Origin of the sequence: Synechococcus sp. WC101 (assembly GCF_047461555.1) — a bacterium.
Lineage (GTDB): Bacteria > Cyanobacteriota > Cyanobacteriia > Thermostichales > Thermostichaceae > Thermostichus.
The window spans coordinates 1-11,482 of the sequence record NZ_JANSHG010000080.1; the positions used below are offsets into that span (position 1 = coordinate 1).

At 60.2% G+C, this 11,482-nt stretch carries 9 protein-coding genes; 2 read left to right on the forward strand and 7 right to left on the reverse strand.

All coding sequences use genetic code 11. The features are described 5' to 3' along the window. Positions 1-314 precede the first annotated feature (314 nt). Complete coding sequence (locus tag NW809_RS07050; protein ID WP_414401803.1) at positions 315-716, forward strand: zinc ribbon domain-containing protein; 402 nt, start codon at positions 315-317, stop codon at positions 714-716. 13 nt (positions 717-729) lie between these two features. On the opposite strand, the gene grpE is transcribed toward NW809_RS07050, so the two are convergent. The 7 genes from grpE to NW809_RS07085 all read right to left on the reverse strand — a co-directional run bounded on the left by grpE (position 730) and on the right by NW809_RS07085 (position 10,377). Further along, the gene (gene grpE / locus NW809_RS07055) at positions 730-1,467 is read right to left on the reverse strand and encodes a nucleotide exchange factor GrpE (protein ID WP_228375447.1); all 738 of its coding nucleotides are present in this window, start codon (positions 1,465-1,467) and stop codon (positions 730-732) included. 152 nt (positions 1,468-1,619) lie between these two features. After that, entirely contained in the window at positions 1,620-3,281 is a 1,662-nt protein-coding gene (locus NW809_RS07060) for a bifunctional metallophosphatase/5'-nucleotidase (RefSeq protein ID WP_011429855.1), read from the reverse strand. 63 nt (positions 3,282-3,344) lie between these two features. Further along, positions 3,345-4,565: a DUF445 domain-containing protein gene (locus NW809_RS07065; RefSeq protein ID WP_011429856.1), complete on the reverse strand. Its 1,221-nt coding sequence runs from the start codon at positions 4,563-4,565 to the stop codon at positions 3,345-3,347. Between the two features lie 63 nt (positions 4,566-4,628). Then, entirely contained in the window at positions 4,629-5,573 is a 945-nt protein-coding gene (locus tag NW809_RS07070; protein ID WP_168173639.1) for a hypothetical protein, read from the reverse strand. A 130-nt stretch (positions 5,574-5,703) separates the two neighbouring features. Beyond that, positions 5,704-7,299, reverse strand: a complete 1,596-nt coding sequence (locus NW809_RS07075) for an S-layer homology domain-containing protein (RefSeq protein ID WP_414401804.1) — start codon at positions 7,297-7,299, stop codon at positions 5,704-5,706. A 150-nt stretch (positions 7,300-7,449) separates the two neighbouring features. Further along, complete coding sequence (locus tag NW809_RS07080) at positions 7,450-8,490, reverse strand: NADP(H)-dependent aldo-keto reductase (protein ID WP_011429859.1); 1,041 nt, start codon at positions 8,488-8,490, stop codon at positions 7,450-7,452. An 81-nt stretch (positions 8,491-8,571) separates the two neighbouring features. Further along, positions 8,572-10,377, reverse strand: a complete 1,806-nt coding sequence (locus tag NW809_RS07085; protein ID WP_414401805.1) for a hypothetical protein — start codon at positions 10,375-10,377, stop codon at positions 8,572-8,574. Between the two features lie 371 nt (positions 10,378-10,748). Here NW809_RS07085 and NW809_RS07090 point away from each other — a divergent pair. Next, positions 10,749-11,482: response regulator (locus tag NW809_RS07090; RefSeq protein WP_414401806.1), on the forward strand; the 734-nt coding region annotated here is incomplete at its 3' end.

Consider the following 11,482-nt stretch of genomic DNA (forward strand, 5'->3'; position numbering starts at 1 on the left):
TTGGTAAACACAAAGGCTCTCTTCCCCGAATACCAAGCGATTCATTCCCAGGTGCTCCAAGACTGCCTACAGCGGGTACAAAGGGCCTTTGACCGATGGCTAAAAGGTGACCGCAACGGCAAAAGGGCAGGCAGGCCTAGGTTTAAGGGAGTAGGGCGGTATCGCTCCTTCACCTTCCCTCAGATGAAGCAGGACTGCATTCGAGGGCAGTTTATCCATCTGCCCAAGGTTGGGCCGGTCAAGCTGGTCCAACACCGCCCTTTGCCCGACGGTTTTACAAAGTAGCCAACCAGCGCAAAGATTTTCACTACAAGATGGCAAAGAAGTTGTTAAGTAAGGGGAAGCACATTGCTCATGAGGCGCTTACTATTAGGGGTCTGGCTAGAAGCAGACTAGCCAAATCTGTTGATGATGCCGGGTGGGGTGAGTTCCTGCAAATTTTGGCAGCCAAGGCTGAAAGAGCTGGGCTGTTGACGATTGCAGGGGATCCCCGCGGCAGCAGTCAAGGGTGCTCGGGGTGCGGTCGTGAGGTGCCCAAAGAGCTGCATGAGCGGTGGCACGATTGTCCGCATTGTGGGTTGAGGATTGGCAGGGATCACAGCTCGGCGAGGGTCATCAAATCCAGAGCGGTGGGGCGTCCCGTTCTTCAAGCTCAGGAAATGTCCTGCTATTGGGCAGGAGTCACTGGGAAGCCCGCACTCTATGCGTCAGCATGAGTGCGGGAGTACGTCACGAATGTTGGGGGTTTTGGGGAGAGGCAGGCGTGCTTTCCGGCTCGGGTTTGGGGGTGGCTGGGTCTGAGGGAGACGGTTCAGAGGTTGGGCTGCCCGACGAGACAGCCACCATGGCGTGGCGAATCACCAAGTCCCCCAGCTTGTAGCCCGGTTGATATTCGACGGCCACCACATCTTCGGGGTACTCGCTGCTGGGCTGGCGGGCTATGGCCTCGTGCAGGTTAGGATCGAAGGGCTGGCCTACCGATTTCATGCGGGATACGCCCATCTTTTTCAAGCATTCTACCAGCAAGCGATAGACGCTTTGGTAGCTGTTGTGCACCTCCCGCTCGCGGTCGGTCTCCAGCTTTAACTGCTGCTGCGCCCGCTCAAAGCTATCCACCACAGGCAGGATCTCCAGCACAAATTTCTGCCGTTCTTTTTGGCTGAACTCCTCTTTTTCCCGCTGGGTACGCCGTCGGTAGTTCTCAAAATCGGCATAGAGGCGGATGTAGGACTCTTCCTTCTCTTTCAGTTGCTGGCGCGTTATTTCCAACTCCTGCTGGAGCTGCTTTAAGGTTTCGCTGAGATCCTGAGAAGCCTCAGCGCTGGCTTCGCCAGAGGAGGTGCTGGCTTCCGCTTCACGGTCTTCCAAAATCAGCTTCTCCAGCTCTGCTTCTACGTCGATTTCCTCTTCCTGGAGTTCAGGATAGGCATCTTCTGTGGGCATCGGTTGCTTTTCTTCAGCAGTCATGGGTTATGTCGACAAGCGTGATTAAGGAGCAGTAACGTCGGGTGCCGACAGTTTGGCAGTCTCAAAACCAGCGTCGCAATCAGCCAAACTGGGCTCTGTGCTGATCGTATTCTACCGACTCCTCTGCCAGCCAGTTGAGATCCCTAGTTGTTCTAGCCTACCAGCAGGCTGTCCTGGAGCTGGCCCAAGCTCTGGGGAAAGTAGATCTCGGCCAAGTTGGGAATGAGGTGCCAGTTGTGGCGGTAGATGGGCTGGATGGGGGAATGGGTGTGAATGTGGCGGGCGAGAAAGTCGCGGATGCTGTCGGCGGAGATCCAGAGGGTTTGGGCTTCTTGGAACATACTGTAGCCCCCCCCACCGCCGGCGCGGTAGTGGTTGATGGCCAGGCGAAAGGTCTGATCCGGCTGCACCGGCTGGCCGCGAAATTGTAGGGTCACCAAGCGCTCGCCTACAGGGCGGGTGAGATCGAAGCAGTAGTCGATGCCGTGGTAGAGGTCGAAGGTGTAGCCGCGGGCTTCGGGGGCGACGACAGAGGCGGGATCTGCCGGGAGATGCTCGGGATCCAACTGGCGAAAATAGCCAGCGGTCTGCTCGAGGGCGCGTCGCAAGATGTCGCCGGTGATCTCCAAGACGCAGAGGGTGTTGTCGTAAACGGTGAGGCTGTAGGCGTCTTGCAGAAAGATGGGGCCCGCTGCCAGGCCGGCACTGCTGCAGATGTTGACCAGGGAGAGCTCCGCCGAAAGGCCGGCCTCCCGTACCGCCTGCAGTTGGGCCTGATGGAGCAGCTCTGCTAGGGGGTTGGCCCCAAAACGGGCTGCCAGCCCGCCGCGATAGGCACAACGGGCCTGCCCAATGGGCTGGCGGATGTAGCGCAAGGTGGCCTGGTGGTAGGGCTCTGTCAGGGCCAGGAGTTCGGGATCGGCAGGGATCCCTTCCGCAGCCAGCAACTGGGCAGTTTTCCCGACAACTTGCCAGCGTCCGCCGTGGCGCTCCAGCTCCAAAGACACGTGGGAAAGGTGGCTGCCCCAGTAGCCGGGCTGCACCACCAGGGCCTTGGCCCCCCCCAGGCCGGCAATGGTCTGATGGGTGTGGCCGGAGAGGATGACGTCGATGCCCTCGAGCTCGGCCAGGGCCAGCAGCTCGTTTTCCCCCACCAAGCTTTTGTTGCTGGCCCAGCCGCGGCGATCCGGGCTGCGCCAGCCCTCAGGGCTGCGCAGGGGAGGCAGTTGGCTGGAACCGCTGTGCAGGATCAGCACCAACACGTCCACCTGGGGCCGTAGCAGCGACAGGTAGTGCTGGGCAGTTTCCAGCAGGGGGGCAAAGCGCAGCCCCGCAATGTAGTCGGGCCGCTCCCAGGTGTCGATGCGGGGGGTGGTCAGCCCCAGCAGGCCGACGCGGATCCCGGCCTCTTCTCGGATGAGGTAAGGGCGAAACAGCGGATCCCCGTTGTGGCGGAGAATATTGGCGCACAGGGTGGGACAGCGGAGATCGGCGGTGAAATCCTGCAGCACCTGCAGCCCAAAGTTAAAGTCGTGGTTGCCGGGGGTAAAGGCGTCGTAGCCGAGGGCGTTGAGGGCGTGGGCCATGGGATGGGGGGAGACCCGCTCCACCTGGGCATAGTAGGTGCCCAAGGGGGATCCCTGGATCGTGTCGCCGCTGTCGATGAGCAACACTGGATCCTCGCTGGCTGCTCGCACACGCTTGATCAGGGTGGCCAGCTTGGCCAAGCCATGTTCTGCAGGGATCCCGGCAAAGTAGTTCCAGGGATGCAGGTTGGCGTGGAGATCGGAAGTGTGGAGAATTGTTAACCGCATTCCAATATCATAACTGAAGCAAAAGCCGCAATCCAAGCTCCCGTTTTCTGGGGAAGGGGGCCGTCACCTCAGCAAAAACAGCACCTGCACGCAGCCCACCAAAAAACCCAACAGCCCCCCCAAGTTGACGATGGCCTGCAGTTCCTGGCGCACAATTTGCTGAATGGCCTGCTCCAGCTCAGCAGGGGAGGTGGCGTTGACTTTGTCGGCAATCACCTGATCTAAGTTCAACACGGGGATCACCTGCATCATCAGCGATTCCAGATCCCGCTCTAGGTAGCGCTCCAGGATCAAAGCCAGGTCGGCGCTGATCTGATCGATGGAGGCGATCAGCGCCTTGGAGTTGCGCAGGCGACCCAACACCAGGCTGGCCACTTTTTCCCAATCGATGCTCTCCCCCAGCCCCTTGATAACCTCTGGCCCTTGGCTGCGCAGGTAATCTTGGATCCCATCGCGCAGGGCACGGCGCAACTGACGTACGGCGGAAACCGGCAGGTTTTGCAGGGAGAGGTTCTGCAGGATCTCGGTCAGGCGGCGGGGGGCGTTGATGTCTTTGAGCAGATCTTCCAAGATGGCCTCTGCCCCTTCCGGCTCCTCCAGGCAATAGGTGCGCAGGCGCAGCAGGGCGTTTTTGAGGCCAAACAAGTTGGCCACCAGCCAGTAGGAGCCGGTGGCCCGCTCGCGAAATTCTTCATCCAAAGCTTCGATGTTGCGATCGGTGAGAAAATCCACCAGGTTCTGCCGCAACACCTTGGGGGGCAGCGCCTGCTTCAGGATCCACTCCGAAAGCTGCCGGGCTTGCTCGGCGTTGAGGCGCAGCTCTAGCAGCACCTGGTCGAACAGTTGGTTAATCGGCCCCTCCAAAAAAGTCTCCTGGCGGGCGAGCACCTTCACCAGGCGGGGCAACGACTCGTTGAACAGATCGGCCAAGATGCGCGCCAGCACCTGAGCGGTTTGCTGCTGTTGCTCGGGGTTTTGCAGCCGATCCAGCGCCACCCCCAGCAGCCAGCGGATCCCTGCCTGCATGCGCTCAGTTCGCAGCAGCTTGCGGGCCAGATTGTGCAGCTCCTCTGGCGTGAGCAGGGATCCCATGATGGTCTTGGCAATCTGCTTGGCCAGGCGGGGCTGGTTCTGCGGGATCAGGCCGGGCGTGAAGGGGATGCGCCAGCCGAAAATCCGATAGGCCCGGTAGGGCCGGAAGAGCATCTTGATGGCGATGTCGTTGGTGAAATAGCCGATCACCAGCCCGGCCAGGGGGGGCACGACGTAGATCCAAAGGGCCATGGAGCAAACTTGGGGGGATCTTCTCTACTCTACCGACCCGCTCCTGCTCGCTTCTTGTCAAGGCTATTGGATGATCAGGCTCTCGCTCAGTTCCAGTTCCACCAGGGTGTTGGGCTGCAGCGTCACCACCCGGTCGATGTTGGTACTACCTGCAGCAGCACCCGCCAGGCCGCCGGCCAGGATGGGCAAAAAGCCCCATCCCCCTGTGAGCACCCCCAAGGCCAACCCGCCCGCCGCCCCATAGCCCGCCCCACGGGCGACGGTGGTGCCCACATCGGCGTTGCGATCCAACCCAACCGGGAGCAGTGCAGACTGGCCTCTAATGAGATAGGTAGAAGGGCCGATGGTGAGGCGGTTGGCCACAAAGCGGTTGCCGAGGATCTGTTTCCGCAGGTCGGCATTGTCTTCGCCACGACTGAGGGGATCCCTGGGCCTGTAAACCGGCTCAAAGGTGCCCCACACCACACTCCCTGGCGGGATCACCACCTGGCCAAAGCGATCCAGCACTGGCTCGGAGACTTCCAGGTTGGCGCTGATGGCCTGGTAGGGCTGGAAGGTGATGGGTCGGTAGACCGTAAGAGGAATACGGGTGCCGGCAGGCAGCTCGCCCCGCGCGGCCCCAGCCAGGTTCCCCCCTGGGCTGAGGTCGGGCCGCCGTTGATAGGAGTAGGCTTCGCCTGGCGGAGCTGGTCCACCTGGGGCCGCTTGAACGGGCACCACCGGAATTGGGGCCGGGCTCGGATCCCCCGGTGGGGGGAGGGGATCCCCCGTGAGGGGCATTTGCGGCACCTGAGGCACAGGCGGCAGGGCTTGCGGAGCCGTGGAGCCGGGCGGGTTGCTGAGCAGAGGCAGGGTAGGGACGGGATTTGGCTGAGGGGCTTGGGGCGTGAACTCGAACTGCTGGGCAGTGATGGGAGCGACCGCCGCAGCCCACAACACCCCACTCACCAGCCACCCAAAGCCAACCCTTTGCCACGACGGCAAAAACGGCTGCAACGCTGAGCTCATGGATCCCGTCCAGTCACAACTGGCAGTAGCTTAGCATCCTGACCAGCTCGTGCCCACTAGATGTAGTATCTAGGGGCAACCCATTGGCCTTTAAAACACCACTAAAGCCTGTTCATGGGATCCCTCTTGCCTAAGAAGGGCTGGGAGAGGGAGAAGGCAAAGGCTCCACTACAGGCTCTGGGGTGGGGGTAGGCGTTGCTGTTGCGGTCGGAGTCGCTTCCGGTGTGGGCGTGGGTGTGGGAGTCGGCGTGGGTGTTGGAGTGGGTGTGGGTGTTGGAGTGGGTGTGGGTGTTGGAGTGGGTGTGGGTGTTGGAGTAGGGGTGGGCGTTGGAGTGGGTGTGGGCTGGGCGGCCTGCACCTGGAAAGACCACTGCTGGATGGCGGTGTTGCCGCTGGTATCGGCAATTTGGACGGCAATCAAGGTCGGTCGATCGGTGGGCAGCGGCTCGGCTGGGGTGTAGGCGAAGCCGGTGCGGCTGAGCTGAGCTTGGGCGGTAACGTCCACGTTGTTCACCAGCAGGGTAAAGCTATTGAGGTCGATTCCCTGGTCATCTTGAAAGCGAGCGGAGATGGATGGGCGCGGGTTGTCGGTCACCGCTCCGTTGGGCGGCGCCAGGTCGCTGATGGTGGGGAAGGTGGTGTCGGTCACCCGACCGATGCTGATGGTTTTGTCCGGCAATCGCACCAGGGTCACCAGCCCATTCCGCTCCAGACGGGCAAATACTGGCGCTTCCGAGGCCCGGTCTTGGCTGCGGAAGGTGTAGCTGCCCTCGTATTGGCCGGGGCGGGTTTCCTGCAGGGGCAGGTTGTAGGCAATGCCGGGAATGGAGAAAGACGCCTGCGCCCCTGGCGATCCCAGCAAATACACCGTCAAGGTATCTCCCGGCTTGACGGATCCCAGCTCCTCGCGGGCAAAGAAAGTTCTCACCTCTGGGGCGGCGGGCAGCGTTTCCACCAGCGGCTCCACGGGGATATCCGGCGTGGCCAGGGGCTCAGGCGTGGGGGGGACCTGAGCCAGAAGCTCGGTGCGGATCCCTGGCCCGGGGATGGCAGCTCCCACAGGCGGGTCTAGGCTGGGCACCCGGCCCACCTTGGCCAGCGCTTGGTAGGTGAGAGCCGCCACTTCCCCCCGCGTGGCCACCGCCTGGGCATTCAGTCGGGTGGGATCAGGGTAGAGCACCAACAGACCTTCTTGAACTGCTGTCGCGATGGGGGCGCGGGCAAAATTGGGAACCAAATTGGCATCGGTAAAGCCGGACAGAATGGCTTCAATTTGACCGGGATCCTCGAGGAGCCTGCCGTTGGTGGCGGCGCGGGTCAGAACGGTGATGGCCTGGGCGCGGGTGAGGACATCGTTGGGACGGAAGGTGCCGTCGGGAAAGCCGGAAACCAACCCCGCTGCTGCCGCCGCGCCGATGGAGGGAGCTGCCCAACTGGGAATGGGATCGGCAAAGGGGCGCACAGGGACGTTGGTATCTAGCCCAAAAGCTTTGGTGACGATAACGGCAAACTGGGCCCGCGTAATCGACTCGTTGGGGCGAAAGGTGCCGTCTGGGAAGCCGCCGATGATCTGCCGCTCATTGAGCCCGGCGATGTACTGGGCGCCCCAGTAGGTGCTGATATCGGAAAGTTGCGCCCAAACGGGATCCGCAACCAGCAACAAACTGCCCCAGCTCGCTATCACGGCTGCCGCCTTCCAACTTTGCCAAAGAGAAAACTCACGCATCCCCTACAACTCCTCGCTACCTGCTAGAAAGGCTCTAAGAAAAGACATCGGCCCAAACAATCAACAATCGAAGAAGAGCCGGATGGAGTTACCCACTCCGTAACCCTAGACGAAAAAATCTCCTGAAAAGTTCTATCGGTTTCCGAAGTTTCACGGGGCGGGATTGGGGTAGCGCTGGTGCACCGCCTCAATTTCTGCCAGGATCGCAGGCGACAGCTCCACCTCGAGGCAACTGAGGTTTTCCTTGAGCTGGGCCAGGTTGGTGGCCCCGATGATGGTGCTGGTGACAAACCAACGGCTGCGCACAAAGGCCAAAGCCAACTGGGCAGGGGTCAGGCCGTGCTGGCGGGCAATGCGCACGTAGGCAGCCACGGCCTCTTCCACATTGGGCTTGCGGTAGCGCTGGCCAAAGCCCTCGAACAGGGCCAAACGGGATCCCGGCGGCTTGGCGCCCCCCAGGTATTTGCCCGTCAGCAGCCCAAAGGCCAGGGGGCTGTAGGCCAGCAGCCCTACCTGTTCGTGGCGACAGACCTCCGCCAGCCCCATCTCAAAGGTGCGGTTGAGGAGGCTATAGGCGTTTTGAATCGAGACTACCCTGGGCAAGCCCAACTGCTCGGCCACGTGGCAGAACTCGCAGACTCCCCAAGGGGTTTCGTTGCTCAGGCCGATGTAGCGCACCAGGCCCTCCTGCACCAGTTCCGCCAGACCCTGCAGTTGCTCGGCAATGGGAACCGTGGGCCGCTCTTGAGAGGGATCGTAGGCCACGCCCCCAAACAGGGGCACATAGCGATCCGGCCAGTGGATTTGGTAGAGGTCGATGTAGTCGGTTTTCAGGCGCTTGAGGCTGCCGGCCACCGCCTGTTTGAGGTTGTTGCGGCTAATCGAGAGAGACCCGCCGCGGATCCAGTGCCAGGGCCGCCCCGGGCCGGTGATCTTGGTGGCGATGACAAGGCGCTCCCGCGGCTGGTGCTGCAGCCACTCGCCGATGTAGCGTTCTGTGGCTCCCTGGGTTTCCGCCCGCGCCGGCACCGGGTACATCTCAGCCGTATCGATGAAGTTGATCCCGTGTTCTACTGCGTAATCGAGCTGTTCCCAAGCCTCAGTCTGGGTATTCTGCTCACCAAACGTCATGGTGCCGAGGCAGATCTCCGAAACCTGCAGAGGACTGTGGCCAAGCTGGCGGTAGCGCATGGGAACTTGCCGTCTCCAACCCTAAACAGCACACCAGTCCCCATTGTGCCCAAAACTTGCCAGCCCCTGGGATCCCTGCCCCTACTCTTGCTGCAGCACAGGCATGTACTCGCGGTAGATCTGGTTTAGGATTTCCAGGCCAATGCGGGTGCGACTGTCGGGGGGACGCAGCTCGATGGCTGCCCTTACTTGCAAGATGGTGCCCACCGGATAGGGCGAGCGCAGCTCCTCCCGCTTGCCCAAAAACACATCCGTGAAGTAGTCGATCAGCCGCCGTACCTGCGCCATGTCCTTGCGGGAGATCTCCATATCCAAAACGGTGGCCAATTTGGCTCGCATGGCTTGAAAGCTCTGTTGGCTGGTGTTGAGGGCCACCCGCTTGGCCAGGCTGTCTACCACAATTTGGCTGATCTTCTCCACATTTTGAGTCACGATCTCGCGGTGGCGGCCAGCAAAGCGCAGTTGCACTTCATCTAAAAATCGTTCGCGCTCCAGGATTTGGATGCCCTGCTGCTCTAGATCCACTCCGTAGCTTTGCAACTGCTTGTACTGATTCAAAACCCATTGGTTGTAGAACGAATCGGCCAAAACCCGCCAATAGCCAATGATCGTCGCCTCGGCAAAGGGGATGCTCAGCAAATAGGCCTCGCTGGTAATCTGGTGCAAATGTTCGGTCAGCTTGTCCCGCTCTTTTTCGTCCAAGTGGGAAGTGCGGGGCACCCAGACGGCTCCGTACTCGCTTTTCACCTCCACCGGCAGGGATGTGAGGAGAGTGTCGAAAAATTGATGGAGGCTGAAAAGGAGAAACTTATTGGGATCCTGCAGGCGGTTGAGCAGCTCTTGTTTTTTCTCTTCCTGATATTGAGCTACCAACTGCTGGGCCTCAGCGGCCTGGCTGCGCGCTGCCTCCACATCTTGCCGTAGCTTTTCGATTTCTTCCGTACTCGGCACCTCGCTAGCAGCAGGCTCCCACTCTCCGCTGAAATAACTGCCGCCCGGCCCTGGACTCCCGAGGCTTGCCAGCGGTTCGTCGCTGTCGTTGTCCAGAGTCAGCAGGTGAGAAAGAGCCTGCAGCCGAGCCCGTCGATTGGAAGAGTAGAGGGATCCCACTTCCACCGGATCCCGACTTTTCCAACCGTCCAGTCCACCGATGCGATAGAGCGTGTAAAAATACTTGCTGAGCAGAATTGCCAACAGATGCTTGTTTTTGACCTCGTTGTACTCCAGGTAGGCCCGCAGACACAGTTGGAAAGCGATGTTGGGCAAGCTGCGACACACCCCTATGATGTGGGAGTACACCCTTTGCAGGTGCGGCCGAAAGCGGCGTGGGATCGCCTCGGGCCGCAGGCCGCGCAACAAGAACTCCGGCTGGCGTAGATCTTGAGGGGTGAAGTAAAAACTTTCTTGCCAAAGCAGCTCGTCCAGGTCGCGGGCAAAAATCGGCTTCAACTGATCGATGATCTGCTCGACAACCGCTTCGTTAAAAACCGGTATGATTTTTTCAATACGCAGTTCCTCATAAATAGAATGCAGCCGCTTGCTGCGAAAGTCTTCGATCGAGATCAGCCCCTTCATGGTTCCAATCCGACCGTCGCTCAGCAGGAACTTATAGACAACTTCAGCAGTGGCGCCTGGGGAGAGAACGGGAGTTCCGGTCAAGTCGGGGCAAATTTGCAGGGGGCGTAGCAAGCGGCTGGTTTCACTGATGCTAAAGCAACTCCAAGCTGCCGGGTTGAGCACCACCGACGACAAGCCGGCCAGCAATTGCTTCTCGTCCAGATCCTCCAGCCGGATTTCTCCCCTGGGAGCTTGGCGGGGTGCCGCGGCTGAAGCCGCCTGCGAATCCCGAACGGACGGAGGAGATAACGGTAGAGGAGACGCGCTCATGCAGCCAAGGCCGTTTAACCTCAAAGTTCACTCTAGACCGGCAAAGGATGGATAAGATGTGATCCGTATCTCTTTGTCCAATGGAAGTCTCTAAAGCAGAATCTGCCCAAAAACCCCCCCGCTGTTATCTATTCCCACCAGTATCTTGAAACGGTCAGCTTTTGGGTAGCGTGCAACCACGGTTTTAGGGATCCACTAAGGGATACGCAACTTTAGCTCTGGGGGATGAGGTTGCTGAGGCTTTTCCGCTAACCGCCCTCCAAGCCGGTTTTTCTGCCGCAACTCCTGGGCTAGGATAAACGGTCTGCCTACCAGTACGGGCTAGAGTTGCGTTTTAATTCGGGTTGATTCGGGATTGAGGTGCAGTGGTCATGACGGCCATTTTGATTGTGGACGACGATCCCACGATTCGGCTGGTGTTGAAGCGATCCCTGGAGCGGCAGGGCTACACCGTCGAGATGGCCAGCGGTGGCTTGGAAGGGCTGGAGAAAGCTCATCTCCTAACCCCGGGGCTGATTATCTGTGACTGGATGATGCCGGATATGGATGGGCTGGAGGTCTGCCGGCGCATCAAGGCGGATCCCAAGTTTTCCACCACCTTCTTTATTTTGCTTACCGCTCGCACCGAAGTCGAAGACCGCATCCAGGGCCTGGATGCCGGGGCAGATGAGTTCCTCAGCAAGCCCATCGATCCCAATGAATTGCGGGCGCGGGTGCGGGCTGGGCTGCGCTTGCACCAGCTCAGCTATGACCTGCAGCAGCAAACGGCCCGACTGCGGGCGGAGTTGGCCGAAGCAGCCAGCTATGTGCGTTCGCTTTTGCCCAAGCCGGCCGACTTCCCACCTCACCAAATAGCGATTGAGTGGTGCTTTTTGCCCTCCCAGGAGCTGGGGGGGGATTCGTTTAACTACCACTGGCTAGACGAGGATCACCTGGCCATCTACCTGCTAGATGTGTCAGGGCACGGGGTGGGATCCGCGTTGTTGTCGGTGTCGGTGATGAACCAGTTGCGTTCCCAGAGCCTGCCCGATACAGACCTGCGGCAGCCGGATGCGGTGTTGCGCGCCCTCAACCAATCCTTCCCAATGGGATCCCACCATGAAAT

What these genes read in the sequence shown, in the direction of transcription:
- NW809_RS07050 (WP_414401803.1), top strand. Translation starts at nt 315, where the DNA reads ATGGCAAAGAAGTTGTTAAGTAAGGGGAAGCACATTGCTCATGAGGCG.
- grpE (WP_228375447.1), bottom strand. Translation starts at nt 1,467, where the DNA reads ATGACTGCTGAAGAAAAGCAACCGATGCCCACAGAAGATGCCTATCCT.
- NW809_RS07060 (WP_011429855.1), bottom strand. Translation starts at nt 3,281, where the DNA reads ATGCGGTTAACAATTCTCCACACTTCCGATCTCCACGCCAACCTGCAT.
- NW809_RS07065 (WP_011429856.1), bottom strand. Translation starts at nt 4,565, where the DNA reads ATGGCCCTTTGGATCTACGTCGTGCCCCCCCTGGCCGGGCTGGTGATC.
- NW809_RS07070 (WP_168173639.1), bottom strand. Translation starts at nt 5,573, where the DNA reads ATGAGCTCAGCGTTGCAGCCGTTTTTGCCGTCGTGGCAAAGGGTTGGC.
- NW809_RS07075 (WP_414401804.1), bottom strand. Translation starts at nt 7,299, where the DNA reads ATGCGTGAGTTTTCTCTTTGGCAAAGTTGGAAGGCGGCAGCCGTGATA.
- NW809_RS07080 (WP_011429859.1), bottom strand. Translation starts at nt 8,490, where the DNA reads ATGCGCTACCGCCAGCTTGGCCACAGTCCTCTGCAGGTTTCGGAGATC.
- NW809_RS07085 (WP_414401805.1), bottom strand. Translation starts at nt 10,377, where the DNA reads ATGAGCGCGTCTCCTCTACCGTTATCTCCTCCGTCCGTTCGGGATTCG.